This is a genomic window from Aquamicrobium segne (assembly GCF_042656785.1).
GTDB classification, from domain to species: domain Bacteria; phylum Pseudomonadota; class Alphaproteobacteria; order Rhizobiales; family Rhizobiaceae; genus Mesorhizobium; species Mesorhizobium segne.
In genome coordinates, this window is the sequence record NZ_JBHSLL010000012.1 from 467,891 (window position 1) to 491,206 (window position 23,316).

The 23,316-nt window shown below is 62.5% G+C and carries 31 protein-coding genes; 27 read left to right on the forward strand and 4 right to left on the reverse strand.

The annotated features are described in order from the left end of the window. Nucleotides 1-287: 287 nt before the first annotated feature. From ACFPLB_RS05530 to ACFPLB_RS05585, 12 genes are all read left to right on the forward strand, one after another. On the forward strand, nucleotides 288-2,498 hold the full coding sequence (locus tag ACFPLB_RS05530; protein ID WP_378228341.1) for a hypothetical protein: 2,211 nt from the start codon (nucleotides 288-290) through the stop codon (nucleotides 2,496-2,498). Nucleotides 2,499-2,590: 92 nt separating this feature from the next. Beyond that, nucleotides 2,591-2,836: a hypothetical protein gene (locus ACFPLB_RS05535; protein ID WP_378228342.1), complete on the forward strand. Its 246-nt coding sequence runs from the start codon at nucleotides 2,591-2,593 to the stop codon at nucleotides 2,834-2,836. A gap of 99 nt (nucleotides 2,837-2,935) precedes the next feature. Then, a complete protein-coding gene (locus ACFPLB_RS05540) occupies nucleotides 2,936-3,658 on the forward strand; it encodes an RNA polymerase sigma factor (RefSeq protein WP_378228343.1) in 723 nt (240 codons plus the stop codon). 84 nt (nucleotides 3,659-3,742) lie between these two features. Further along, the gene (locus tag ACFPLB_RS05545; RefSeq protein WP_378228344.1) at nucleotides 3,743-3,937 is read left to right on the forward strand and encodes a hypothetical protein; all 195 of its coding nucleotides are present in this window, start codon (nucleotides 3,743-3,745) and stop codon (nucleotides 3,935-3,937) included. A 38-nt stretch (nucleotides 3,938-3,975) separates the two neighbouring features. Further along, nucleotides 3,976-4,272 carry a hypothetical protein gene (locus ACFPLB_RS05550; RefSeq protein WP_378228345.1) on the forward strand — a complete coding sequence of 99 codons (297 nt, stop codon included), beginning with the start codon at nucleotides 3,976-3,978 and terminating at the stop codon, nucleotides 4,270-4,272. Then, a complete protein-coding gene (locus tag ACFPLB_RS05555) occupies nucleotides 4,272-5,147 on the forward strand; it encodes an ATP-binding protein (protein WP_378228346.1) in 876 nt (291 codons plus the stop codon). Before ACFPLB_RS05550 ends, ACFPLB_RS05555 begins: the two co-directional genes overlap by 1 nt. A 101-nt stretch (nucleotides 5,148-5,248) precedes the next feature. Beyond that, on the forward strand, nucleotides 5,249-5,872 hold the full coding sequence (locus tag ACFPLB_RS05560; protein ID WP_378228347.1) for a hypothetical protein: 624 nt from the start codon (nucleotides 5,249-5,251) through the stop codon (nucleotides 5,870-5,872). Between the two features lie 11 nt (nucleotides 5,873-5,883). Further along, nucleotides 5,884-7,572: a DEAD/DEAH box helicase gene (locus ACFPLB_RS05565; protein WP_378228348.1), complete on the forward strand. Its 1,689-nt coding sequence runs from the start codon at nucleotides 5,884-5,886 to the stop codon at nucleotides 7,570-7,572. A 68-nt stretch (nucleotides 7,573-7,640) separates the two neighbouring features. Next, nucleotides 7,641-7,787: a hypothetical protein gene (locus ACFPLB_RS05570; RefSeq protein ID WP_378228349.1), complete on the forward strand. Its 147-nt coding sequence runs from the start codon at nucleotides 7,641-7,643 to the stop codon at nucleotides 7,785-7,787. Next, the gene (locus ACFPLB_RS05575) at nucleotides 7,780-7,986 is read left to right on the forward strand and encodes a DUF6511 domain-containing protein (RefSeq protein ID WP_062563779.1); all 207 of its coding nucleotides are present in this window, start codon (nucleotides 7,780-7,782) and stop codon (nucleotides 7,984-7,986) included. Before ACFPLB_RS05570 ends, ACFPLB_RS05575 begins: the two co-directional genes overlap by 8 nt. Next, a complete protein-coding gene (locus tag ACFPLB_RS05580; protein ID WP_378228350.1) occupies nucleotides 7,983-8,753 on the forward strand; it encodes a hypothetical protein in 771 nt (256 codons plus the stop codon). Before ACFPLB_RS05575 ends, ACFPLB_RS05580 begins: the two co-directional genes overlap by 4 nt. Further along, nucleotides 8,750-11,071, forward strand: coding sequence for an AAA family ATPase (locus ACFPLB_RS05585; RefSeq protein ID WP_378228351.1), 2,322 nt, complete (start codon nucleotides 8,750-8,752; stop codon nucleotides 11,069-11,071). Before ACFPLB_RS05580 ends, ACFPLB_RS05585 begins: the two co-directional genes overlap by 4 nt. 147 nt (nucleotides 11,072-11,218) lie before the next feature. On the opposite strand, the gene ACFPLB_RS05590 is transcribed toward ACFPLB_RS05585, so the two are convergent. Continuing rightward, entirely contained in the window at nucleotides 11,219-11,413 is a 195-nt protein-coding gene (locus tag ACFPLB_RS05590; protein ID WP_378228352.1) for a hypothetical protein, read from the reverse strand. Between ACFPLB_RS05590 and ACFPLB_RS05595 the strand changes: the two genes are divergently transcribed. The 6 genes from ACFPLB_RS05595 (at nucleotide 11,412) to ACFPLB_RS05620 (ending at nucleotide 14,764) form a co-directional block, all read left to right on the forward strand. Then, complete coding sequence (locus ACFPLB_RS05595) at nucleotides 11,412-11,951, forward strand: hypothetical protein (RefSeq protein WP_378228353.1); 540 nt, start codon at nucleotides 11,412-11,414, stop codon at nucleotides 11,949-11,951. The genes ACFPLB_RS05590 and ACFPLB_RS05595 overlap by 2 nt on opposite strands. Next, nucleotides 11,948-12,148, forward strand: a complete 201-nt coding sequence (locus ACFPLB_RS05600; protein ID WP_028720215.1) for a hypothetical protein — start codon at nucleotides 11,948-11,950, stop codon at nucleotides 12,146-12,148. The genes ACFPLB_RS05595 and ACFPLB_RS05600 overlap by 4 nt, the downstream gene beginning before the upstream one ends. Then, nucleotides 12,141-12,521: a DUF6362 family protein gene (locus ACFPLB_RS05605; RefSeq protein WP_068282971.1), complete on the forward strand. Its 381-nt coding sequence runs from the start codon at nucleotides 12,141-12,143 to the stop codon at nucleotides 12,519-12,521. Before ACFPLB_RS05600 ends, ACFPLB_RS05605 begins: the two co-directional genes overlap by 8 nt. Before the next feature lie 63 nt (nucleotides 12,522-12,584). Continuing rightward, on the forward strand, nucleotides 12,585-13,031 hold the full coding sequence (locus tag ACFPLB_RS05610) for an HNH endonuclease signature motif containing protein (protein WP_378228355.1): 447 nt from the start codon (nucleotides 12,585-12,587) through the stop codon (nucleotides 13,029-13,031). Between the two features lie 138 nt (nucleotides 13,032-13,169). Then, on the forward strand, nucleotides 13,170-14,537 hold the full coding sequence (locus tag ACFPLB_RS05615; RefSeq protein WP_378228357.1) for a site-specific DNA-methyltransferase: 1,368 nt from the start codon (nucleotides 13,170-13,172) through the stop codon (nucleotides 14,535-14,537). Then, nucleotides 14,534-14,764 (forward strand): DUF7220 family protein, encoded by a 231-nt coding sequence (locus tag ACFPLB_RS05620; protein ID WP_378228359.1) that lies wholly within the window; start codon nucleotides 14,534-14,536, stop codon nucleotides 14,762-14,764. Before ACFPLB_RS05615 ends, ACFPLB_RS05620 begins: the two co-directional genes overlap by 4 nt. Before the next feature lie 22 nt (nucleotides 14,765-14,786). Here the strand turns inward: ACFPLB_RS05620 and ACFPLB_RS05625 are convergent, their stop codons facing one another. Together ACFPLB_RS05625 and ACFPLB_RS05630 are read right to left on the reverse strand one after the other, a co-directional pair. Beyond that, nucleotides 14,787-14,924 carry a hypothetical protein gene (locus ACFPLB_RS05625; RefSeq protein WP_378228360.1) on the reverse strand — a complete coding sequence of 46 codons (138 nt, stop codon included), beginning with the start codon at nucleotides 14,922-14,924 and terminating at the stop codon, nucleotides 14,787-14,789. 217 nt (nucleotides 14,925-15,141) lie between these two features. After that, nucleotides 15,142-15,351, reverse strand: coding sequence for a cold-shock protein (locus tag ACFPLB_RS05630; protein ID WP_109988917.1), 210 nt, complete (start codon nucleotides 15,349-15,351; stop codon nucleotides 15,142-15,144). Between the two features lie 237 nt (nucleotides 15,352-15,588). Between ACFPLB_RS05630 and ACFPLB_RS05635 the strand changes: the two genes are divergently transcribed. Both ACFPLB_RS05635 and ACFPLB_RS05640 read left to right on the forward strand, forming a co-directional pair. Next, entirely contained in the window at nucleotides 15,589-16,059 is a 471-nt protein-coding gene (locus ACFPLB_RS05635; RefSeq protein ID WP_378228361.1) for a phage terminase small subunit P27 family, read from the forward strand. Beyond that, complete coding sequence (locus tag ACFPLB_RS05640) at nucleotides 16,043-17,830, forward strand: terminase large subunit (protein WP_378228362.1); 1,788 nt, start codon at nucleotides 16,043-16,045, stop codon at nucleotides 17,828-17,830. Before ACFPLB_RS05635 ends, ACFPLB_RS05640 begins: the two co-directional genes overlap by 17 nt. A gap of 12 nt (nucleotides 17,831-17,842) precedes the next feature. Here the strand turns inward: ACFPLB_RS05640 and ACFPLB_RS05645 are convergent, their stop codons facing one another. Further along, entirely contained in the window at nucleotides 17,843-18,292 is a 450-nt protein-coding gene (locus ACFPLB_RS05645; protein WP_378228364.1) for a universal stress protein, read from the reverse strand. 140 nt (nucleotides 18,293-18,432) lie between these two features. Here ACFPLB_RS05645 and ACFPLB_RS05650 point away from each other — a divergent pair, with 140 nt between their 5' ends. The 7 genes from ACFPLB_RS05650 to ACFPLB_RS17675 form a co-directional block, all read left to right on the forward strand. Then, nucleotides 18,433-19,746 carry a phage portal protein gene (locus tag ACFPLB_RS05650; RefSeq protein WP_378228365.1) on the forward strand — a complete coding sequence of 438 codons (1,314 nt, stop codon included), beginning with the start codon at nucleotides 18,433-18,435 and terminating at the stop codon, nucleotides 19,744-19,746. Further along, complete coding sequence (locus ACFPLB_RS05655) at nucleotides 19,743-19,898, forward strand: hypothetical protein (protein ID WP_378228366.1); 156 nt, start codon at nucleotides 19,743-19,745, stop codon at nucleotides 19,896-19,898. The genes ACFPLB_RS05650 and ACFPLB_RS05655 overlap by 4 nt, the downstream gene beginning before the upstream one ends. After that, complete coding sequence (locus ACFPLB_RS05660; protein ID WP_378228367.1) at nucleotides 19,895-20,746, forward strand: head maturation protease, ClpP-related; 852 nt, start codon at nucleotides 19,895-19,897, stop codon at nucleotides 20,744-20,746. Before ACFPLB_RS05655 ends, ACFPLB_RS05660 begins: the two co-directional genes overlap by 4 nt. A gap of 12 nt (nucleotides 20,747-20,758) precedes the next feature. Further along, nucleotides 20,759-22,033, forward strand: a complete 1,275-nt coding sequence (locus tag ACFPLB_RS05665; protein WP_378228368.1) for a phage major capsid protein — start codon at nucleotides 20,759-20,761, stop codon at nucleotides 22,031-22,033. 55 nt (nucleotides 22,034-22,088) lie between these two features. Then, nucleotides 22,089-22,526, forward strand: a complete 438-nt coding sequence (locus ACFPLB_RS05670) for a hypothetical protein (protein WP_378228369.1) — start codon at nucleotides 22,089-22,091, stop codon at nucleotides 22,524-22,526. A gap of 62 nt (nucleotides 22,527-22,588) precedes the next feature. Beyond that, nucleotides 22,589-23,188 carry a head-tail connector protein gene (locus ACFPLB_RS05675; RefSeq protein WP_378228370.1) on the forward strand — a complete coding sequence of 200 codons (600 nt, stop codon included), beginning with the start codon at nucleotides 22,589-22,591 and terminating at the stop codon, nucleotides 23,186-23,188. Next, nucleotides 23,188-23,316: phage head completion protein (locus ACFPLB_RS17675; RefSeq protein ID WP_465251468.1), on the forward strand; the 129-nt coding region annotated here is incomplete at its 3' end. The genes ACFPLB_RS05675 and ACFPLB_RS17675, both read left to right, overlap by 1 nt.

Sequence of the window (23,316 nt, forward strand, 5' to 3'; positions counted from 1 at the left end):
CCGGTGAGTTGGAGTTGCATGACGGCATCGGTCGGGCGTGAAGTGAAGGCAACTTTCTCCACTATCTTCAACAGGATGAGCGCGTTCGCGCTGACGCAGCCGAATGATGCCGCATGCCAGCAATTGGCACAGTTCGGCATGACGTTCTGCAGTGGACATACGATCAGGCGGGAGGGGATTAGGGCTTCGCATGTATCTCTCCTTTGCAGGAGAAAAGCCGCTCACGCTGGTCAAACAGGACATTTTGCCCTTAGACTTTGCGAGGCAAGTATTTTCGGGAGGGGAATATGGTGCGCGCACCGGCCAAAAGCTGCCCAAATCTGTCGAGATTGTTCGAAGATGCTGAGCCAGAACTTCTAGCGCAATTCCTGCATGCAGAAGCGTTCCAAAGGTTGGCCTGGCTTGAAAATTATCGCTTCGGTGCAGACGACCCAGAAGGTCCGTCAACTGCCCGCACCATGCTGCTCAAGGAAAAGAAGGATCGGCTGGTCCCGCTTGAGACCGAAGCAGCGCGCATCATAACCATTGCCAGCGACCGCGGTGAATATGCACTTGAGGGTCTGGCAAGAACAAGTCTGGAAAATGATCGCGCAAGGATGCTTCTTGAGCAGCGCGACAGCCTCGCGCGTAGTTTATGGGCATATACCAGAGAGCACGGGCTTTTCGAAGCTGCGGAGAACAGTCTCCATCTGCGTCTATACCGGCGATTTGACAAGCATTATCAGACATTCATGGCGGAGCCGTCAACTGGCGGCGGTCCGGATGCTAGCGGCACATTACTTGACGAGCTACTTGCCGATCTGGGCAAACGGCTTGACCGTGGCGAGGGGTACAGCATCGAAAGGTTCGACATTCCCGAGGATGGTGACGAACCTGCAGCCGAAATGTATCTGCTGTTTCATCCTGATCCGCCGACAAGCGTTCGGGAGATTGACGATCAGGGCAATCGGTCAAGAATCTACTTTCGTCCGCCCGGGGAAGCGATGATCGTCTTCACACCGTCAACGGGACGGGTGCATGTTCGCGCACGCAACAGAAGATTGCGCCACATCATTGCCGAGCGATTTATCGAAACGGCACTGCAGCAGACATACTCCAGTCAGCCTGTCGATTTTCAGGCCTACGATATTTCACAGTTCCTGAAGGGATTTGATCTTGCGCTACCAGATTTCGATGAAGACGCGGTAATCCTAAACGCACAGGTCATCCGCGCTGACATTAGTATCGGCGACCTTACCAATCGGCTTTCGCTTTCCACCACCATTGGCCACAATATCTCTGAGCTAATAGAGAGCCAACCCGGCTTATCCAGGATTTTCGAACGTGCATTGGCGATTCGTTTCATTGAAATCGCGGTTCGCTATTGGCGAACCGATCGGGAAAATGAGGAAACCCTCAATTTCACACTAACCGACCGTAACACCAGCAGCCTGCTCAGCCTCGATGATCCGTTCGAACGCGTCCTCGGGCATCGCCTGCTTCGACACTGGAACATCATGCGAGAAGGTCGGGCGCCAAGCGTTGCTGAGAGCATGGCGGTCATACCCGCTCTGTTGGCCATTTGGGACATCGGGGCCGATAAGGTCGCGGGTACCTGGCTGCAGGCTCGTAACATAGACTCAAGGATCCTAATCGATCTGGGCTTTCTTGTGCCCGCCGGCTGGGAAGGCGATGACCTGATCGACGATGAGGACGAAATCGGCCCGGTCGCGGCGGAAGTGGTTGTCCGGGTCGAAAAGGGAGATGCGGAGGAAGGCGATCGTAAGGTGGCCGACCTGAAGGTTACCGAGGGACAGGTGACGCCCGGCGGCAACCCGGATCGCTACAGGATCTATCGGGTGCGCGACGGCTGGGTCGCGCAACACCTGAAGGCACGCCTCGAACAAGTGCTCGATGCGCCTGCGGTCGAGAAGCTGACTGACCACCTTTTCTATCTTGGGACGCTCGGTGTCGATGGCGGGGATGTTCCGATCTACCTTGCACGCGGTCTCGACCGGGAGAAGGTCCGGTCGGCCGTCGATACGGAGCTACGCGCGCGCCATAACCTTGGTATCGGACTGGTCCTGCATGCCGGAAACGCTCTGGGGCATTCTATCGCCGCCAACGTTCTGACGCCGCTTGCCGATCAGATCGACACCAATAAGGCCGAAATTACGCTGGTCGCAGATAAGCTCCGGTCAGTATTTCGGCGCCACCGGCTGTTGGCCAGTGGGGGCATGACCGTCGGACTACACCGTAGCGGAGATGAGTTCGCCACCCTCGTCGTTCCCGGGAGAGGAACCATCGACATCAAGGGTAAAAACCGCATCGACATTATTCAGCGGTTAGTTGACGCTCACAATAATGGCCCGATGCCCATGATGACGGGAGATCTCGTCAAGGGCATCGCCGAGGGTCAATCTCTATCGAATATCTTTAAAAAGCCGCTGTGGGACAAGCTCAAGGCCGAATTCCTGAGAAGTCATAGCTCCAAAGGGCCTTGGGAAATCGCAAGCTGAGGGCTGGCTCCGGTTCGGCTCCGATTGGGGGGACTGACGGGCTCCGATTCTGTCGGCCAATAGGAATGCTCCAACGTTAGAGGAGCTTTTCGATGCCGACTCCCTTCCCCTCGCGCCAGGCAGCCACGACGAACTGGTCCGGCGCCGCGATGACCAAGCCCACCACCTCCAACTCGGAATGGCGCTGCACGCGCTGTGACAAGCTGCTCGGCGTCTGCCGGGACGGCCGCATGCACCTGCGCTTCGCGCGGGGGCACGAGTATCTCGTGGGCTTCCCGGTGCAGGCCACCTGCCGCGGCTGCGGCACGCTGAACCACGCGACCGCCCCTGCACGCTGACGCGCTCATCCACCCAACCCCCTGAAATCGCAGAGACGCGCGACGTCCTGACCTGGCCACGAGAAGGCGCCGGACGCCTGGCCGCAAGGCAGGCGTTCGATGTCCTCCGCGTGGCACGAGATCCGTGATCACCTCATGCATTCATCTTCCACCCTCAGCTTCCAGCGCGGTTTCGATGCCATCCGGTGTGCGCAGGCCCCCCTCGCACCGTTCCGGGATCCGGCCGCCCTGCTGGACGGGCTGCATCGCAGCTTGGGCAATCCTGAAGACAAGAACCTGATCCTCTCGGCCTTGGTCGAGGCGGCGCAGGGCAACGGCTCCGCGTCCGACTGCGCCCTCACTATGCTTTTGCTGGCGCTTTGGCCCGGCCTCGACGCCATCCGGCGCCGGTCGATCTGGCGCAAGATCGGCACCGCCGACGAGGTCGCGTCCGATGTTCTGGCGCGCACCACCGAGGCTGTCCGCCGCCTCGACCTTGGGCGCGTCAACTGGATCGCGGCCACGGTGTTGCGGAACGTCGAGCGCGACATGATCCGCGCGCGCCAGCGCGACCAGGCACGCGAATATCTCGCCAGTGGCGCCGATCCCGACGAGGTGGCGGACAGCGGTGACAGCGGGATCGGCGCGGCCGGGTATGCACGGCTGAACGGCGCCGTGCGGAAGCTGCTCTGCGATGACGCCCTGCTGGTGATCCGCGTGGCGATCGAGGGCTTCTCGCAAGTCGAGGCGGGAGCCGAACTGGGCCTGACCGAGGCCGCCGCCCGCAAGCGGTACCAGCGCGCCATGCGCAAGCTGAAGGGCGCTCTCCAGGAAATCCCCTGAGCCGATGTCCCGATCCGGCCCCGCCGGTGGCTTTTCTTGATTGAGCGCCCCGAGCGCCTTCCCTCCAACCGAAAGCAGACACGCATGAACCGCACTGCCGATCTGTCGCTCGAGGATTTCAGGCGGCTCCCGGGGCTCTACCGGCGCTGGGAACTGACCGAGGTCTGCGAGCCCAACCGCAACTATCAGATTGAGGACGCCGGCACCCACGCCGACGGGACGCCGCTGCTGGCGATCTACGTCAGCGAGCCCGCGCCCGACGCCTGCGAGGCCGCCTGATGGGCATCCTCGATCACCTCATCTTACGGAGAAAAGCCATGCCGGACCAACCGGACGACATCACCCGTCTTCGCAAAGCGCACTACGCCCTCGAGGACCTTCCGGAAACCATCACCTTTCCGCAGCATCCGGGCGAGCCGCCGCGTGAACCGCTGGCCGTGATGGATGCGACCATCGACGACATCGCCTTCGCGATCGTCGCGGCGGAGCAGGAAAGCTCGGCTGCCTATGCCCGCTCCTCCGCGCTCCAGCGTCTCTACAAGCTCGCCCGCGAGGCGGGATGCGTCGGCACCGACCGTGCCGCCGTGGCGGTGCTGAAGAAGGAGAGCAAGTGATGACCCTCCCGATCATCAGCGCCGACGAGCGCCTCGCGCAGCGCAAGGGCATCAAGGGCGTCATCTTCGGCCGGTCGGGCATCGGCAAGACCAGCCTGCTCTGGACGCTGAACGCCACGACCACGCTCTTCATCGATCTCGAGGCCGGGGATCTGGCAGTCGAGGGGCTGGAGATCGACACGCTCCGGCCCCGCACATGGAAGGAGTGCCGTGATTTCGCGGTGTTCATCGGCGGGCCGAACCCGGCGCTGCGCGAGGACCAGCCCTATAGCCAGGCGCATTTCGACGAGGTCTGCGGCCGCTACGGCGATCCGGCGGTGATCGGGAAGTACGAGACCATCTTCATCGACTCGATCACCGTGGCTGGCCGGCTCTGCTTCCAGTGGTGCCGGGGCCAGCCCGAGGCTACGTCGGACAAGACCGGCAAGCCGGATATCCGGGGCGCCTACGGGCTCCACGGCCGCGAGATGATCGCCTGGCTGACCCACTTGCAGCACACGCGCGGCAAGCATGTCTGGTTCGTCGGGATCCTCGACGAGAAGCTCGACGACTTCAACCGCAAGGTCTTCCAGCCGCAGATCGACGGCTCGAAGACCGGGCTCGAGCTGCCGGGGATCGTCGATCAGGTCATCACCATGGCCGACATCCCGGACCCCGGCGGCCAGCCGCAGCGCGCCTTCGTCTGCCAGACGCTGAACCCCTCGGGCTATCCGGCCAAGGACCGCTCCGGCCGTCTCGACATGGTCGAGGCTCCGCATCTCGGCCGGCTGATGGAGAAGATCCAGCGCCCCGCGGCGCCTGCGTCCGAGCGCCTGTCCTGGCCGCCGGTGATCCCGGCCGAACCCGCCGCCGCAGCGGAGCCGGACAATGGCTGATCGCGTCTCGCCATGCCCGGTGTCCCGATCCGGCCGCCGCGATGGCTTTTCTCCTTTGACGCCGCTGCGCGTCCCACCCTCCAACTGAAAGGAGCCGCGCAATGTCCGGCATCTGGAACGACTTCAACTCCGCGCAATCGAACACCAACGTCATCCCCAAGGGCACGCTCGCAAAGGTGCGCCTGACGCTCCGCCCCGGCGGCTTCGATGATCCGTCGCAGGGCTGGACCGGCGGCTGGGCACGCCGCGCCGCCACCGGCGCCGTCTATCTCGACGCCGAATACACGGTGCTCGAAGGGCTCTATGCCAAGCGCAAGATCTGGTCGCTGATCGGCCTCTACAGCCCGAAGGGCCCGGAATGGGCCAACATGGGTCGCGGGCTGATCCGCGGCATCCTCAACTCGGCGCACGGCGTGTCTGACAAGGACAACTCGCCCGAGGCGCAGCTGCGCCGCCGCATCAGCGGCTTCGGTGACCTCGACGGGATCGAGTTCATCGCCCGCATCGACATCGGTCAGGACACCAACGGCGAGGACAAGAACGAGATCCGCGCCGCGGTCACGCCCGATCACCGCGACTATGCCGCATTGATGGGCGCGGTCGTGCCGCAGTCCGCCGCCGCCCCGGCGCAGGGCCACGCTCCGCAGCAGTCCACCGTGGCGTCCCAGTCCGGCCAGCCCGCTTCCGCCCCCGGCGTCGCCGGCCGGCCGAGCTGGGCGCAGTAAGGGGGACGGTCATGCGCTTGCGCCCCCGCCAGAAGACCTTCGTCGAGCGCAGCGTGGCCGCGCTCGCCTCCCGCGGCAACACGCTGGGTGTGGCGCCTACCGGCGCGGGCAAGACCATCATGCTGTCGGCGGTCACCGGCGAGATGATCGGCAACGGGGCCAAGGCCTGCGTGCTGGCGCACCGAGACGAACTGACCGCGCAGAACCGCGCCAAGTTCCAGCGCGTGGTGCCGGGCGTCGCCACCTCGGTTATCGATGCCACGGAGAAATCCTGGAGCGGCCAGGTCGCCTTCGCCATGGTGCCGACGCTGGCGCGGGCCTCGAACCTTGCCGACATGCCGCGCCTCGACCTGCTGGTCGTCGACGAGGCGCACCATGCGGTGGCCGACAGCTACCGCTGCATCATCGACCGGGTGCGCGAAGCCAATCCCGATGCCCGGGTCTTCGGGGTCACGGCGACGCCGAACCGGGGCGACAGGAAGGGTTTGCGCGAGGTCTTCGACAATGTCGCCGACCAGGTGCGGCTGGGCGAGTTGATCGCCTCGGGCCACCTCGTCCCGCCGCGCACCTTCGTCATCGACGTGGGCGTGCAGGACGAGTTGCGATCCGTCCGCAAGACCATGTCGGATTTCGACATGGCGGAGGTGGCGGGCATCATGGACCGCGCGCCCGTAACCGACGAGGTGATCCGGCACTGGAAGGAGAAGGCAGGCGACCGGCAGACCGTGGTGTTCTGCTCCACCGTCGCGCACGCCGAGCATGTCACCGACGCGTTCAGGGCAGCTGGCGTTTCCGCCGCGCTGATCCACGGCGATCTGGCGGCCGAGACCCGCAAGGTGATCCTCGCCGATTACGCGGCGGGCGACATCCGCGTCGTCGTCAACGTGGCAGTGCTGACCGAGGGCTGGGACCACCCGCCCACCTCCTGCGTCGTGTTGCTGCGGCCCAGCTCCTACAAGTCCACGATGATCCAGATGGTCGGGCGCGGCCTGCGCACCGTCGACCCCGAGGAACATCCCGGAATCGTCAAGACCGACTGCATCGTGCTGGATTTCGGCACCTCGAGCCTGATTCATGGCACGCTGGAACAGGATGTCGATCTCGACGGCAAGACCGAGACCGGCGAGGCGCCGACGAAGACCTGTCCGGCCTGCGAGGCGGAGATCCCGCTGGCCGCCACCGAATGCCCGCTCTGCGGTGAGGCGTTCCCCCGCGAGGATCTGGATGCGGGCGAAGGCGGGGATGCTGCGCCGCTCTCGGGCTTCATGATGACCGAGATCGACCTGTTGAAGCGGTCCAGCTTCGCGTGGGTCGACCTCTACGGCACGGACGACGCGCTGATGGCCACGGGCTTCGCGGCCTGGGGCGGCATCTTCTGGCTGGACGCGGTCTGGTACGCCATCGGCGGGGCCAAAGGCGAACGCCCGCATCTGCTCGGCGTCGGCGAGCGCACGGTCTGCCTCGCGCAGGCCGACGACTGGCTGAACACCCACGAGACCGACGAAAGCGCCTTCAAGACCCGATCCTGGCTGCGCCAGCCGCCGACCGAGAAGCAGCTCCAGTACCTGCCACCCGAATGCCGCCATGACTTCGGCCTGACGCGCTACCGCGCCTCCGCGCTGATGACCTTCGGCTTCAACAAGCAGGCCATCCGCCAGTTGATCGACGCGGCCGCCCGGCTCGAACGGAGGGCGGCATGACCCATGGCACCCTCAGCCCCCATCACGGCCGAGGACCGGCGGCGACTCTGGCATCCACGTGGGACGCTTTGTGCTGTCTGCTGGCAACCCACCCGTGGTTTTGGCTGGTTCGATCCGCACCGGTCGAAGCGGCCCCGACCATCGGTCTGGTTCTGCTCGATGCCCTGCCAGTCCTTCTGGACGCGCTTGGCGCGGAGGCGTTCCGCCATGGTTGACCTGACCGAGGAAGAGCGCGCCGCGATCACCGCCACCATGAAGCGCGTGGCGCTGCTGATGGACGAGATCGGCTGGGCCACCCCGCTCGGCGAACTGACCGAGGCGCAGGTGCGCGCGCTGATCGAGGAAGCCGTCGAGGGCTTCCGCGAGGCCATGTCCGACATCGCCCGGGCGCAGACGCCGGAGGTGCCGTTTTGACCCTCGATTACAATCATCGCCCCAGCTTCGCCGACCGGGTCAACACTGCCGTCGACCGGACGCTCACCGCCGATCAGGCCATGCGGCCGCCCCGCGACTATCTGGGCGGCTCGCGCCTCGGCCATTCATGCGAGCGTGCCCTGCAGTTCGAGTTCACGGCGACGCCGAAGGATGAGGGCCAGGACTTCAGCGGCCAGTCGCTGCGCATCTTCGCGATTGGCCATGCGCTCGAGGATCTGGCCGTCGCCTGGCTGCGCGGCGCGGGCTTCGACCTCTACACGCGCAAGGGCAACCGGCCAGATGGCGGCCAGTTCGGCTTCTCCGTCGCGGGCGGGCGCATCCGCGGTCATGTCGACGGGATCGTCGCCGCCGGGCCCGAGGGTTTCGGGCTTGCCGTTCCGGCCCTCTGGGAATGCAAGACGATGAACGCGAAGAACTGGCGCGCCTGCGTCAAGGACGGCGTGACCAAATCGAAGCCGGTCTACGCCGCCCAGATCGCGGTCTACCAAGCCTACATGGAAGGGACGGTCCCCGGCATCTCGGCCGCGCCCGCGCTCTTCACCGCGATCAACAAGGACACGGCCGAACTGCACCATGAGCAGGTCGCGTTCGATGCTGATCTCGCGCAGCGCATGTCCGACCGGGGCGTGCGGATCCTGCAGGCGACCGATGCGGGCGAGCTTCTGCCGCGCGTCGCGACCACGCCCGACTTCTTCGAGTGCCGCTTCTGCCCGTGGTCCGAGCGCTGCTGGGGGCTGCCGGCATGAGCGACGACGGCATCCTGCACTTCAACCCGTGGATGGACTTCAACGACGGGCCACCGTCCGAGAACCCCTTCGGCTGCGACCCCGACCCCCAGCAGATCGCCGTCTTTCTCGACACCGTGTTCAGCTGGTGCGAGGGGCTGATCCCGCTCCGCGGCTTCGTCGACAAAGGTCAGGGCCGGGACGGCAAGCCGCACAACATCTGGATCCCGGCCGACGATACCGCGCCCGAGAAGCTCGCGACTTTCGCCGCATGGGCGAACCGTGAGGGCGCGGCCGTCTATGTCATCCCCGGCACCGTCGCCGAGCAGGGTCAGGCTCGTGCCGCCGACGTGCTGCAGATGCAGGCCATCGTCGTCGATCTCGACGCGGGCGACATCCCGGCCAAGCTCGACCATGTCACCCGCCATCTCGGCACGCCCACATTGATCATCGAAAGCGGCGGGCGCACGCCCGAAGGGGCGGCGAAGCTTCATGTCTGGTGGAAACTGACCGAACCGGCCGAGGGCGAGGACTTGGCCACCCTCTGCCGGCTGCGCGGCGAGATCGCCGTGAAGGTCGGCGGCGACACGCATTTCCGCTCGGCGCACCAGCCGATCCGGGTGCCCGGCACCGTCTACCACAAGCACGGCCATCAACGCCTCGTCCAGATCCGGGAGCATCGTGCGGTCGAGGTGGACCTTGCGGACTTCGCCGAGCGCATCGCGGACATGCCGCCGCTGCCCGGCGTGGGCTTCGCTAGCGACGTTGCCGTGCCGACCGCGAAGCCCGGCATCGACGCGGTGCTCACCACGCCGGTGCGCGAAGGCGCGGTGGACGACTGGTCCCGCTTCCAGGGGGCCAGCGCCGCCATCGGCCATTACGTACGCCTCGTCCACGAGGGCCGCCTTGATCCCTTCGCGGGCTGGGAGGCGATCTGCGGCTACAACGCCGCCATGTTGCGCCCGTCCTGGCCGCTCGACCGGCTGATGGCCGAGTCCGAACGGCTCTGGGATCTGCATGTGAAGCGCAACGGCCCGCCGCTCCTGCGCGCGGCCCACGTCGATGCCCCGGCCAGCCCACTGCCAACCTTCAGCCTCGGCGCGCTGCTCGACGACACCAGTCCGATGCCGGAGGACATCATCGGACCCCGCTTGCTGACCCCGGGCGGGCTCCTGGTGCTCGGCGGTGCGCCCAAGGTCGGCAAGAGCGACTTCCTGATCTCATGGCTCGTGCACATGGCCGCTGGCGTGCCGTTCCTCGGCTTCACGCCGCCCCGGCCGCTGCGCGTGTTCTACCTGCAGGCCGAGATCCAGTATCACTACCTGCGCGAGCGCATGCAGCAGATCGCGCTGCCCGCCGCCGTGATCGCCGCCGCGCGCGACACCTTCATCGCCACGCCGAAGCTGAAGCTGCTGCTCGACGCGGAGGGCGTCGCCCGTGTGGCCGAGGCCATCCGGACCGCATTCCCCGACGCGCCACCCGACATCATCGTCATCGACCCCATCCGCAATCTCTTCGACGGCGGACCTGAGGGTGGCGGCGAGAACGACAACACCGCCATGATGTTCTTCCTGAAGGACCGGGTCGAGCTCCTGCGCGAGGCGGTCAATCCGGACGCGGGCGTCATCCTCGCCCACCACACCCGCAAGGCCACCAAGCATCAGGTCAAGGACGATCCCTTCCTCGCCCTCTCCGGCGCCAGCGCGTTGCGCGGCTTCTACACCTCGGGGCTGCTCATGCACCGGCCCGACGAGGACAGCACCGTCCGCAGGCTGGAGATCGAGCTTCGGAACGGCCCCGCGCTGCCGGGCAAGCTGATCGACAAGGTGAAGGGCGAATGGGTCGAGCTGAACCCGATGAACGAGCGCCTGGTGCGCAAGGAGGTCGGCGCCAAACTCGATGCCGAGCGGCTGCGCAAGCACGATGTCATCCTCGGCATGCTGCTGGATGAGGCGGCGAGCGAGCGCCTCTACACCGCAATGCAGTTCGCGGAGACCTTCGAGAACCGCGGCGGGCTGGGCAGCAAGCACACGATCCGCGAGCGCCTCAGCGTGCTGGCAACCAAGGGCTTCGTGAAGTTCCTGCGCGACCCCTCGGGGTTCGGCTTCCCCGTCACCCGGTCGCGGTTCGGCTATCTCTGCGTCGAGGGCATGACCTTCGGTGCCCCCATCGAGCATGTCGATCCCGACACCGGCGTGGTCACCACAACCGCCCAACCGGTCCTGCCCAGCCACTTCAAATGCGCTCAGTCCGGGCTCTGCTTACAGGTCGAAAATCCCGCCGTCTGGGTCTACCCGGAGGGGCTCGAAGACGACCTAACTCATATGAGTGAGGCCTAACTCATATGACAGCGGCAACTGTGCAATCAACGAAATCAATGGGTTACGGGCAAATAAGAGTTAGGTCCCTAACTCATGCCCGAAGACTTCATGAAGTCTTATTCCACAATGATTTCAGCCACTTGTCCTCCCCGGAACAGTTAGGTGTCAAACCCCCATACTACGTATGGGAGGGCCACCCCACAGGGTTGGCCACTCCTCCCATACGTCCGGGCCAGCCACGCGCGCCGCCGTGACGCTCCCTTGTGCTTTCCGATCCGACGACGGCGGCCCCGTACCGCCAAGCACCAGACCGCAGTCGTCTTCCACCACCACAGGCCACCGGCAAAGGAGACCCATCATGGCTCAGCCGACTCTGATCCCGAATTGCGACGGCGCAAGGTTTGAATCGCTTCCGCTCGACGCCCCCCGCAACCGCTGCATCCTCGCGCTCGACCTCGGCACCTCGACCGGCTGGGCGATCCGCGGCCATGACGGCCTGATCACCAGCGGCACCGTCTCGCTACGCCCCGGCCGCTTCGACGGCGGCGGCATGCGCTATCTTCGCTTCACCAACTGGCTGACCGAGATCGACCGGCTGTCCGGGCCCGTCGCCGCTATCTGGTTCGAGGAAGTCCGTCGCCATGCGGGCACCGATGCGAGCCACATCTACGGCGGGCTCATGGCCACGCTCACATCATGGGCTGAGCTTCGGGGCGTGCCCTACGAGGGTGTTCCGGTCGGCACGATCAAGCGCCACGCCGCGGGCAAGGGCAACGCCAACAAGGCCGCGATGGTCGCCGCCGTCCGCGCCCGGGGCTTCAGCCCGGCCGACGACAACGAGGCCGACGCCATCGCGATCCTGCTCTGGGCGATCGAGACGAATGGGGGTGTCGCATGAGATGGCATCCTCACGGTTACGGCGGCAGGCGCCGGGATCCCGAACAGGTCAAGCGCGAGGGCTGGCAGGAACAGGGCGTCCTCGCGGTCTCCGCCGATGACGACCGTCTCACTTGGCCCGAGCGTGAACTGGTCCGACAGCTCGGCGAGAAGCTCTACGGACCACGTCCTTCCGACAGGGAGGCGCGCCATGGCTGAGCGCGAATGGACTGCCGAGTGCGTCGCCGATCATTTCGAGGAGGCGTTTCGTACCCTGCGTAAGCTGCCGTCGGTCAAGGCGCAGGGGTATTTCAACACCTGGCCCGAGATCGTGCGGTCGAGGCGCGAGATTGCGTTCATGGAACCCGAGCCGATGCGGGTGTGGCCCTCGGCCGCGGCGATCACCCGGCTCGAGCGGACTTTTGATTGGGTGCTCTGGATCGAAGAGGACGAGCGTAAACTCGTCTGGAAACGCGCTGCCCGCGTGCCCTGGAAACTCATCAGCCATGAGCATGGCTGCGATCGAACCACGGCGTGGCGACGCTGGCAGCTCGCGCTCACAAAGATCGCGGCGCGGTTGAATGCGCAGTGACTCCAATGTGTTGCAACACTTTTCCATGCAACAAACGAGGGCAAATCAGCTATAGTTTCGACTATGCTCGGGAGAGTAGCGCGCCCGCGACGGAGACTATCCATCGCGGGCGTTGTCGTTTCCGGTGTCGTCGCCATTGCCATCGTCACCATCATCGAGACCAGCATCATGCCCGTCCGCCCTCCGATCCATCGCCCGGTTGGCCGGCGCGAGAAGCGCGAGCGCGATCGTGATTACGCAAGCAGGCGCAATCCGGTGGCACGTGCGCTCTACCGCTCGAAGCGCTGGCGAACAGAACGCGCATCATTCCTGCACGATCATCCGCTGTGCGTGGAATGCGAGCGCCATGATCTGATCCGACCGGCCAGCGTCGTCGACCACGTCGATCCGCACGATGGCAACGAAACGGTGTTCTGGGATCGCAGCCGCTGGCAGGCGCTGTGCGCATCGTGCCACGGCAGGAAGACGGCTGCGGCGGATGGCGGCTTCGGCAATGCCCGGCGCTGCTGATAGGCCCCCCGGGGGAGGTCAAATCTCTGGAGAGGTCGACCCCAGGACCGCGCGCCACCAAGAACGCATCCGTGGCCAAAATGGCGATGGGGGGGTGCATGGCTAAGATATTGATTTTATTAGACACGGAAAATGGAAATGGCTGATCTTGGCGCTATCGACGCCGCACTTGGCGATCGCCAGCTTGCGGTCGAATACCGGTCGCTGGAAAGCCTTGTGCCCTATGCCCGCAATGCGCGCACCCATTCGGAGGCACAGGTCGCCGACATTGCCGGTTCGATCCGCGAATTCGGCTTCACCAATCCGGTGCTGATTGCCGAAGACGGTACGTTGATCGCGGGTCACGGTCGCGTGCTCGCAGCACGCAAGCTCGGCATGGAAACCGTGCCAGCCATCGTCCTGACCGGTCTTTCAGAAACCCAGCGACAGGCACTCGTCCTGGCAGATAACCGCATCGCGATGAATGCCGGATGGGATGAGGATCTGTTGGCTCTCGAGCTTTCCGACCTGCAGGAGGCCGGCTTTGATCTCGGCCTGACCGGCTTCGGTGATGATGAGTTGCAGAACCTGCTTTACGGCAACCGCGACGAACAGGACGGCCTGACCGAGGACGACGCGATCCCGGACGTGCCGGCGACGCCGGTCACCCGACGCGGCGATCTCTGGCTGCTGGGCGAGCACCGGCTGTTGTGCGGTGACAGTACATCGCCCGAAGACGTCACCCGCCTGATGGCTGGCGAGCGGGCGGCGCTGTTTGCCACCGACCCGCCGTACCTGGTCGACTATGACGGCACCAACCATCCGACGAAGAAGTCGGCTTCGGCCCGGGCGAAGAAGATCGCCAACAAGGATTGGTCAGAGGATTATGTCGAGCAGAAGCACTGGGATGATTCCTCGCAAGGCCCGCAGTTCTACGAGGCGTTCTGCAAGACTGCGATCGAGCATGCCATTGCCGAGGATGTCGCCTGGTACTGCTGGCACGCCTCACGCCGCCAGCGCATGCTGGAAACCGTCTGGGACCAGTTCGATGTACTGCATCACCAGCAGATCATCTGGGCCAAGTCCCGCCCCGTTCTAACCCGCTCGGTGATGCTGTGGGCGCACGAACCCTGCCTGTTCGGCTGGGTTCGCGGCAAGAAGCCGAGGATCAACCGCGAAGGTTTTGAAAGCTGGCCCACGACGGTGTGGAACATCCCGTCGTCGGAGATCGAGACGCGCGAGCATCCGACCTCGAAGCCGGTGCGCGTGTTCACGCTGCCGATGCAGCTGCACACCCGTCCCGGCGATATCTGCTTCGAGCCGTTCTCCGGATCGGGATCGCAGCTGATTGCCGGCGAGAAGACCGGCCGGGAAGTCTACGGTCTAGAGCTGTCGGAGGCCTTCTGCGACGTGGTCGTAAAGCGCTGGCAGGAATTCACAGGCAAGGCAGCGACGCTCGATGGTGATGGCCGCAGCTTTGACGAGATTGCCGCCGAGCGCGTGGCCGAAAAGATTGATGCGGCATGAAACAGTCCCGCATCATGTCGCTGGTGGAATCGCTGACCAACGTCGCCGTCGGCTATGGCATCGCGGTGGTGACGCAGATCCTGGTGTTTCCGCTGTTCGGATTGTCGACCACGCTGGCCGAGAACATGGCCATGGGCGCGATCTTCACCGTGGTGTCGATTGCGCGCAGCTACTGTCTGCGCAGGACGTTTGAAGGCCTGCGGGTGAGCAAAAAAGCCAGAACATAGCTTCAATGTCGAACTCTTTTGGTCAGGCTTTCTGGGTGCTTAGGGAAATGGAGGCAGGTTTGACCCTGATATTCTCGGCTTCCTTGGCCAGACGGGCGGTGCGTAGCCGGAGTGTCTTTTCCTGGCGGGCCTGAGCGACCGGGTCGCATTTTTGGTCCACGGGTTTCCGGAGAAGAATGGGTGCTTGAATTTTAGCGAAGGCGGTCTCGGCCGTTTGGCGAGACCTGCTGTGTGTTGATGTCATTGTCGGTGGTGTCTTCCAGAGGCCAGCTTCGGTGAGCAGCCATAAAAAAAGGCCAGGCAAACTGCCTGACCTTGATTGGTATTATGCCTTCGCAGTGCCAGTACATCCGTGGTCAAAGGAAAGCAGATACCGATTAGGCAGCTTGCAGGTTGCAAGCCGACATTTTGCCCGACTTGCTGTCGCGCTCCATGTCGTAGGCAATCTTCTGGCCTTCGACGATTTCGCGCATTCCGGCGCGCTCGACGGCAGAGATGTGAACGAAGGCGTCAGCGCCGCCGTTGTCAGGCTGAATGAAGCCGAAGCCTTTTGTGGAATTGAACCATTTAACTGTGCCAGTGGTCATGATGAACCCTTTCATAGCAGCATAGAGGACCGAAACGCTGAAGCGTTGCGGATGACGATAACGATTTTTTAAAGGGAGGGTTCGTTCAAGGCGCGGTGCCAGACGCGCAATAAGCAAAGCTCAGCAAGAAAATATCGATGGCCATCAGTAGGGGCTATTGGTGGTGGTGTCAACTTTTTACTTTTACCAATCGTTCAACGGGCTGAAATTACCCGGTACTCTTACAGGAGATCTGACATGGCCGGCCGCAAGCCGCTGCCGACGCATCTGAAACTGGTCAAGGGCACCGCCAGGCCGCATCGTCTGAACAAGGCCGAGCCGAAGCCGGTGGTAGCAACACCGGAGCCGCCAGAACACCTTGATGGCGAGGCCCGCGCCAAGTTCACCGAAATGGCAGAACTGCTCGCCCGCCACGGCGTGATGACCGAGCTCGATACCGGCGCGCTCGCCCGCTATGTCGTCATCTGGCGGCGCTGGCTCGAGGCAGAACAGGAAGTGAAGCGCCGCGGGCCGGTGGTGAAGACGTCAAACGACAACATCATCCAGAACCCGTTCCTGGCCGTCGCCAACAAATGCCTGGCACAAATGGCGCAGATCGAGAGCGAGTTCGGACTGACCCCGTCGAGCCGCTCGCGCATTCGCACAGCGGAGCCTGTCGAGACCAGTGATCCATTCGAGGACTTTTTGACCCGTGGCAGAAAAGCGTAAGTCTGGTTCGGCCAGGAAATTGCCATCCTGTCCGGTCACGGCCTATGCGCGCGCTGTTATCAGCGACAAGGTCGTTGCCGGTCGCCTGGTGAGGCTCGCCTGCGAGCGCCATCTGGCGGACCTCAAGTCCGGTAGCAAGCGCGCCCTGGTCTGGGATGGTGCTGCGGCGCGGCATGCGATCGACTTCTTCGGTCATCTTCGCCATTCGACCGGTGAGTGGGCGGGCGAGCCGTTTGCGCTGCAGCCGTGGCAGCAGTTCGTCGTCGGTTCGCTCTATGGCTGGAAGCGTAAGCCTCGCACTGGCCAGGACAGCCTGCGCCGTTTCCGCACCGCCTATGTCGAGGTAGCGCGCAAGAACGGCAAATCGGTGCTTTTGGCAGGTACGGCACTTTATGCGCTCATTGCCGATGGCGAACCCGGCGCGCATGTCTATTCAGCGGCGACGACGCGCGATCAGGCGCGTATCGTCTTTGGCGAGGCCGAGCGCATGGTGGCGGCAAGCAGCGCCCTGCAGGCAAGGATCACCAGGACGGTGAACAATCTCGCCGTGCTGCCGACCTCGTCCTGGTTCCGGCCACTGTCGGCCGATGCCACCAAGATGGATGGTTTGAACATCCACTTTGCCGCCGTCGACGAGGTGCATGAACATCCAGGACCCGAGATCATCCAGAAGCTGAACACGGCGACCGGCGCGCGACGTCAGCCGCTGATCTTCGAAATCACCACGGCCGGCTATGATCGCCATTCGGTCTGTCGCCAGCATCACGAGTTCTCGGTCAAGGCGCTGGAAGGCACGGTGCCAACGGAATCGTCGGACAGCTGGTTTGGCTATATCGCCACCATCGATGAGGGCGACGACTGGACCGACCCGGAAGTCTGGGTGAAAGCCAATCCGAGCCTTGGGGTCACGGTCAAGGTTGATGATCTCAAACGCCAGATCGATGAGGCCAAGGAAATGCCGGCGCAGCAGAACGCCATCCGGCGGCTGCGGCTGAACGAATGGACCGAGCAGGTCACCCGCTGGCTCGACATGTCAGTTTGGGAAGAAGGCGGCCTGCCAGCTTCTACCGATTGGCGCATCGTCAAGCATGAGCTGGAGGAACTCGAACAGAAACTGCTTGGTCGCGAATGCTATGGCGGGCTTGACCTTGCCCGGGTCAATGACCTTTCCGCCTTTGTGCTGGTGTTTCCACCGACGCTCAATGACGAGCTCGGACCACTCGCGAACAACTGGATTGTCATCTGTCGTTTTTTCATTCCGGAAGATGACATTTTGCGCCGCGTGCGCCGCGACCGTGTTCCCTATGATGTCTGGCGCGATCAAGGGTTTCTGACTGCGACACCGGGCAGCGCCACCGACTTTGCATTCGTGGAAAAGGAAATCATCGAGTTGGCATCCCGCTTTGACATGCGGGAGCTTTCCTATGATCGCACCTTTGCCGGTGAGATCGTCCAGCATCTGCAGGATGAAGGCTTGAACCTTGTCCAGTTTGGGCAAGGGTTTCTCAGCATGGCAGCACCGACGGCAGAACTGGAGCGGCTGTCGGTATCGCGATCGCTTTGGCATGGTGGTCATCCGGTATTGCGCTGGAACGCCTCCAACGTTGCCGTTCGTCATGATCCGGCCGGCAACATCAAGCCGGACAAGGAACGCTCGAAAGAACGCATCGACGGCATTGTCGCCATCTGCAACGCGCTCGGCCGCGCGCTTGTCCGTGACGTCAATGCCGGCCGATCGGTCTATGAAAACCGCGGCATCCTGATGCTGTAGAGGCGGTTCCGACTAACGGATCACCAGAACCGGGATATTCGAAGTGGAAACAACTTCAGCCGCCTGACTGCCCAACAGCGCTCTTCTAATTCCGCGCCGACCGTGGGACGCCATGACAATCAGATTACAGTCTTGCTCTTTGGCCGTCTCGACAATTGCCGCCGCAGGAAAAGGATTCGTGGCATGGATTGTTTCGGCTGTGAGCCCCATTTTATCCGCCGCTTCCTTTACCGGAGAAAGAATAGCCTGCGCTTCCTTCTCGCTACGGGCCTCAAACTTTTCCATCTCCACTCCAAGCGTGGACCATCCAGTGTAGCCGATGGTGCCTGAACCTGAGAAAGGCTCTGTGACGGTGACAATTGTCACCTTGCTGCCAAGTGCCTTGGCCAGCGAAAGTCCATGATCGACACCATTCTGCGCGAGTTCAGATCCATCGGTCGAAATAAGTATATGCGTGTACATTGTGTCCCCCAGTTGAGAAATTCTTGTGATCGTAGCCGGTGCATCTAATCGCAACAAGTTGCGCGATCGCTCACTCTCTGCATGCAAACCGCGGCATCCTGATGCTGTAATCTGAGCAGCGCAGCTTACGAAAGAACCCAATGGCATTCTGGTCAAACTGGTTCGGTGGCAAAAAACCACCGGCTGCATCGCCACGCGCCTCGTTCCAGGATGCAGGCGGTGGTCTTGTCATCACGACGAGCGAACAGCTGGAAGAGGCGCTGCGTTCGGGCGCGCTGACGGCATCCGGCGCCCGGGTGACGCCAGAGGCAGCAATGCGGGTGGCTGCGGTCTATGCCTCGGTGCGCATCATTGCCGGTGCCGTTGCCACCTTGCCCTTGCATATCAAGCGCCGGGTCGATGATCGCACCCGTGAAGATGCGTCCGATACACCGATCTGGACGGTGCTGCGCCGTCGGCCCAATCGCTGGCAAACGCCATCCCAGTTCCGTCGCATGCTGCAGGCGCATCTGCTTTTGCGCGGCAATGCCTATGCGATGATTGTGCGCTCACGCGGCAATGTGCAGGAGCTGATTCCGCTCCATCCCGATCGGGTTGAGGTAAAGCAGCGCGACGATCTTGCTCTGGAATATCATTATACACGTCAGGACGGCCGCAGGATCCAGTTGGCACAGGCAGAGATGTTCCATCTCGTCGGGCTGACGCTGGATGGTGTCCATGGTGTTTCGCCAATCACCTATGCGCGCGAGACCATCGGCCTGTCGCTGGCCATGGAAGATCACGGCGCTTCGACCTTCCGCAACGGTGCGCGTGTCAGCGGCGTCTTAAAACATCCCAACAAACTCGGGCCCGAGGCTGTCGCCAATCTGAAAGCGGGGTTGGAGGAGTTCCGCTCTGGTGGCGATCAGGAAGGCAAGAACCTGATCCTCGAAGAAGGCATGGATTATGCCCGCATCGCCATGACGGCCGAGGATGCGCAGTGGATTGAAAGTCGAAAATTCAGCCGTTCGGATATCGCCATGTTCTTCGGTGTACCGCCGCACATGATCGGCGACACCGAAAAATCCACCAGCTGGGGCACCGGTATCGAGCAGCAATCGATCGGCTTTGTTGCCTATACGCTCGAAGACCATCTGACCATGTGGGAAGAGGCCATCAACCGCGACCTGATTGGTGCGGATGACAAGCTTTATGCCCGCTTCAACCGGGCGGCCCTCGTCAAGGGCGACATCAAGGCTCGCTGGGAGGCTTACGTCAAAGGCCTGCAATGGGGCGTGTGGAGCCCGAACGAAATCCGCGCCCTCGAGGACGAAAACCCCCGCGACGGCGGCGATGTTTTCTATCCGCCGCCCAACACGGCTGGCGCGCCAGCGGATGAGGATCGTCATCGCCATGAAAATGATGGTGGCAGCGATGGTGACATTGACCCCAATGATGAGGACCATACTCGATGACTCTTTTGAATACGCTGAAGCTGACATCAGCCATGATCACCATTGCGGTGGTGGCTCTTGCTTTTGTCAGCCCCGCCTTTGACTTTGGCATTTTCATGAGCGGCTTCGTTCTTGGCTGGTTCCTGCTGCTGTTGATGGAGAACAAGCCATGAGCCTGCGCCAGCTGCCCGAGGCACGCACGTTCAAGCGCCCGCAAAACTATCAGTGGGATGCACCGAGCGATGTGCTGGCCAAATGGGCGCAAACGCCGGTTGCCGCTGTGCCAGGTGCGGATGCCGACTCCACCATTTCCATCCTCGACATCATTGGTGAGGATTTCTGGACTGGCACCGGCGTCACGGCAAGCCGCATCTCGGCTGCACTGCGCTCGATCGGCAGTCAGGACATTACCGTCCGGATCAATTCGCCGGGTGGCGACATGTTCGAGGGGATTGCGATATACAATCTCCTGCGGTCGCACCCGGCAAAAGTCACTGTCGATGTTTTGGGCTGGGCGGCCTCTGCTGCCTCGATCATTGCCATTGCCGGCGATGAAATCCGCATGGGGACTGGCTCCTTCATGATGGTCCACAATGCCTGGGGCATGGTGATCGGCAATCGCCACGACATGCGGGAAGCCGCCCATCTGTTTGACCAGTTCGATGCCGCAATAGCGGATATCTATGAAGCTCGCACCGGCATGAAGCGTGCTGACATTGAACAGCTCATGGATGCAGAGACATTCATGAATCCGGCGCAGGCGATTGAATACGGCTTTGCCGACGCTGTCGACGATGCCGAAAACCACATAGAGACCAATGCGTGCGCGCAGGTCCGACCTGAAATCCTCGCCAAGCGCCGCATCGATGCCGCACTTGCACAACAGGGCATCTCGCGCACAGAGCGGCGCAAGATGTTCAACCAGATTGCCGGCACGCACAACGCTGCCGAACCTGCCATGCACGACGCTGGCTTCGACATCGCTGCAATGCAGCGGCTGATCAACACAATCAAATCATAGGAGATCCCGATTATGGGTATCGAACTCACCCCGCCTGCACGCGGGATTGCTGGCGTGCGCGCAGATTCCGGCAATGCCACCAAAATCCTCGCCGAGTTGCAAAAGACCTTCGAGGACTTCAAGCTTGAGCGCGACAAAGAACTGGCCGACATCAAGGCCGGCATGACCGATGTGGTGCAGACCGAAAAAGTCGATCGCATCAATGCCGAGATTACCAAGCTGACCAAGGACATCGACGCCGTAAATGCGGCAATGGCTGCAATCAGGGTTGGCGGTGTTGGGAATGATCAGGACCCCGACAAGGCCGAACACGCCCAAGCCTTCGACCGCTTCTTCCGCCGCGGTGTCGATGCCGGCCTGCGGGATCTTGAGGTCAAGGCCAAGCTGACGACCCAGTCCGATCCCGATGGCGGCTATCTCGTCCCGGAAGAAACCGAAGCCGGTATCGACCGCGTTCTCAGCACGGTGTCGACGATCCGTTCGCTTGCCCGCACCATCTCGATCTCGACCAATACTTACAAGAAACTGGTCAATATGGGTGGGGCAACGTCCGGCTGGGTTGGCGAGGAACAGGATCGTCCGGGCACTGCCACGCCGACGCTGCGTGAGATCGCCATCAATACCGGCGAGATCTACGCCATGCCTGGTGCCACACAAACCTCGCTCGATGATGCCCGCATCGATCTTGCCGCCTGGCTGGCCGATGAGGTGTCGATCGAGTTTGCCGAGCAGGAAGGGGCAGCCTTTGCAAATGGCGATGGCATCAACAAGCCGCGTGGCATTCTTGCCTATGACAAGGTGGCGAACGCCTCCTATGCATGGGGCAAGCTTGGCTTCATTGCTTCCGGCAAGGCTGATGGCTTCCTGGCAGCGACCACGTCTGTCAGCCCGGCCGATGCACTGATTGACCTCTACTATGCTCTCAAATCCGGCTACCGGAATGGGGCATCGTGGTTGATGTCGGATGCGACCATGAACACGGTGCGCAAGTTCAAGGATGCCGAAGGCGCGTACATCTGGGCACCACCTTCGGGTGCTGCAGAAGTTGCCACCATTCTTGGCAAGCCGGTTTACACCGATGACAACATGCCGGCCGTTGCTGCCGGCGAGTTCCCGGTTGCGTTTGGTGATTTTGGGCGATCGTACCTGATCGTCGATCGCATCGGCATTCGCGTCCTGCGTGATCCGTTCACCTCGAAGCCGAATGTCTTGTTCTACACGACCAAGCGTGTTGGCGGCGGTATCGTCAACTTCGAAGCCATGAAGCTGCTGAAGATCAGCACCTGAGCATCATGACGGGCGGCCATCATCCTGAGCCCTGAGCTCGTCGAAGGGGCGAAGGATGGCCGCCTATCTTTTCACCAATCCCATTCATCGAAAGGACTTTGTCATGAAGGACGGTATCTCCGGCCTCGGTCTCGTCGCGTCTCTGGTACCTGCTGTGGTCACCGCCACCACCAAGGGCAGCCATGCCGATCTGCAAGGCTTTAATTCCGCAACCCTGATCATCAATACCGGCGCGATTGCTGGCGATGGCCTTTTCGTCATCGCCATCCAGGAAAGCGACACGACCACGGATGGCGACTTTGCCGATGTAGACGCCGCTGACCTGCTTGGGATCCTGCCAGCGGCACTCGATGCCGACACGGTCTATGCCCAAGGCTACAAGGGCAACAAGCGCTACATCCGCGCGGTCATCACCAAGACCTCTGGCACATCGATCGCTGCCAGCGCGGTCTTTGCGCTTGGTCATCCTCACGACGCGCCAGTCGCCGGATAGCCATGGGTGACAGAAGGGACGGTTAATCGGCTGTCCCTTCACCAGAGTTTTGCGAAGATGATATGCACCGTCCCGTTCTGATCACATCGCCAGCGATCCAGCCCGTCACGCTGGCCGAGGCAAAACTGCATCTGCGTGTCGATCACAATGATGAGGACACGCTGATCGAAAGCCTGATCCGGGCAGCGACGGAACATCTTGACGGCTGGACCGGCATATTGGGCCGCTGTCTGGTTGAACAAATCTGGCGACAGGATCATGACCGCTTTGCGCGCGAGATGATCATTCCGCTCGGACCGGTGATTGCCGTCCAATCGATCACTTGGCGCGATCCTGCCGGTCAGCTCAGCACGGTGCCATCTGGGAGTTATGATCTGCGCACCGATGAAGCGGGCAATGCCATCATCCGCTTTGATGCCGATTATATCTTTCCGACCAATCTTCATGAAAGCCGCGCCATCGCCATTACCTTCAAGGCAGGATACCCGACCAATCCCGGCCCGCCGGCAGCCAGCACGGTTCCCGATCCCCTCAAAGTCGCGATCCTGCTTCTGGTTGGCCACTGGTATCAAAACCGCGAGGCGACCAGTTCAGCAGGCATGGCTTCCTTGCCCTTCGCCGTTGAAGCCCTGATTGCACCCTATCGCAGGATGCAGCTCTGATGATTGGCGCAGGCGATCTCAACAATCGCTTCACCCTCCAGCGCGATGTCGCCGAGCCCGACTGGACGGGTCATCCGGGCGATCCCGACTGGCAGGACCAGTTTACGGTCTGGGGCAAGATTACCTTC

Coding starts and splice junctions, on each gene's coding strand:
- ACFPLB_RS05660 (WP_378228367.1), top strand. CDS start 19,895: ATGAGCCTGCGCCAGCTGCCCGAGGCACGCACGTTCAAGCGCCCGCAA.
- ACFPLB_RS05630 (WP_109988917.1), bottom strand. CDS start 15,351: ATGACCACTGGCACAGTTAAATGGTTCAATTCCACAAAAGGCTTCGGC.
- ACFPLB_RS05565 (WP_378228348.1), top strand. CDS start 5,884: ATGCGCTTGCGCCCCCGCCAGAAGACCTTCGTCGAGCGCAGCGTGGCC.
- ACFPLB_RS05655 (WP_378228366.1), top strand. CDS start 19,743: ATGACTCTTTTGAATACGCTGAAGCTGACATCAGCCATGATCACCATT.
- ACFPLB_RS05545 (WP_378228344.1), top strand. CDS start 3,743: ATGAACCGCACTGCCGATCTGTCGCTCGAGGATTTCAGGCGGCTCCCG.
- ACFPLB_RS05605 (WP_068282971.1), top strand. CDS start 12,141: ATGGCTGAGCGCGAATGGACTGCCGAGTGCGTCGCCGATCATTTCGAG.
- ACFPLB_RS05530 (WP_378228341.1), top strand. CDS start 288: ATGGTGCGCGCACCGGCCAAAAGCTGCCCAAATCTGTCGAGATTGTTC.
- ACFPLB_RS05590 (WP_378228352.1), bottom strand. CDS start 11,413: ATGATGGGTCTCCTTTGCCGGTGGCCTGTGGTGGTGGAAGACGACTGC.
- ACFPLB_RS05635 (WP_378228361.1), top strand. CDS start 15,589: ATGGCCGGCCGCAAGCCGCTGCCGACGCATCTGAAACTGGTCAAGGGC.
- ACFPLB_RS05665 (WP_378228368.1), top strand. CDS start 20,759: ATGGGTATCGAACTCACCCCGCCTGCACGCGGGATTGCTGGCGTGCGC.
- ACFPLB_RS05645 (WP_378228364.1), bottom strand. CDS start 18,292: ATGTACACGCATATACTTATTTCGACCGATGGATCTGAACTCGCGCAG.
- ACFPLB_RS05535 (WP_378228342.1), top strand. CDS start 2,591: ATGCCGACTCCCTTCCCCTCGCGCCAGGCAGCCACGACGAACTGGTCC.
- ACFPLB_RS05560 (WP_378228347.1), top strand. CDS start 5,249: ATGTCCGGCATCTGGAACGACTTCAACTCCGCGCAATCGAACACCAAC.
- ACFPLB_RS05670 (WP_378228369.1), top strand. CDS start 22,089: ATGGCCGCCTATCTTTTCACCAATCCCATTCATCGAAAGGACTTTGTC.
- ACFPLB_RS05540 (WP_378228343.1), top strand. CDS start 2,936: ATGTCCTCCGCGTGGCACGAGATCCGTGATCACCTCATGCATTCATCT.
- ACFPLB_RS05550 (WP_378228345.1), top strand. CDS start 3,976: ATGCCGGACCAACCGGACGACATCACCCGTCTTCGCAAAGCGCACTAC.
- ACFPLB_RS05620 (WP_378228359.1), top strand. CDS start 14,534: ATGAAACAGTCCCGCATCATGTCGCTGGTGGAATCGCTGACCAACGTC.
- ACFPLB_RS05555 (WP_378228346.1), top strand. CDS start 4,272: ATGACCCTCCCGATCATCAGCGCCGACGAGCGCCTCGCGCAGCGCAAG.
- ACFPLB_RS05675 (WP_378228370.1), top strand. CDS start 22,589: ATGCACCGTCCCGTTCTGATCACATCGCCAGCGATCCAGCCCGTCACG.
- ACFPLB_RS05615 (WP_378228357.1), top strand. CDS start 13,170: ATGGCTGATCTTGGCGCTATCGACGCCGCACTTGGCGATCGCCAGCTT.
- ACFPLB_RS05600 (WP_028720215.1), top strand. CDS start 11,948: ATGAGATGGCATCCTCACGGTTACGGCGGCAGGCGCCGGGATCCCGAA.
- ACFPLB_RS05595 (WP_378228353.1), top strand. CDS start 11,412: ATGGCTCAGCCGACTCTGATCCCGAATTGCGACGGCGCAAGGTTTGAA.
- ACFPLB_RS05575 (WP_062563779.1), top strand. CDS start 7,780: ATGGTTGACCTGACCGAGGAAGAGCGCGCCGCGATCACCGCCACCATG.
- ACFPLB_RS05650 (WP_378228365.1), top strand. CDS start 18,433: ATGGCATTCTGGTCAAACTGGTTCGGTGGCAAAAAACCACCGGCTGCA.
- ACFPLB_RS05585 (WP_378228351.1), top strand. CDS start 8,750: ATGAGCGACGACGGCATCCTGCACTTCAACCCGTGGATGGACTTCAAC.
- ACFPLB_RS05610 (WP_378228355.1), top strand. CDS start 12,585: ATGCTCGGGAGAGTAGCGCGCCCGCGACGGAGACTATCCATCGCGGGC.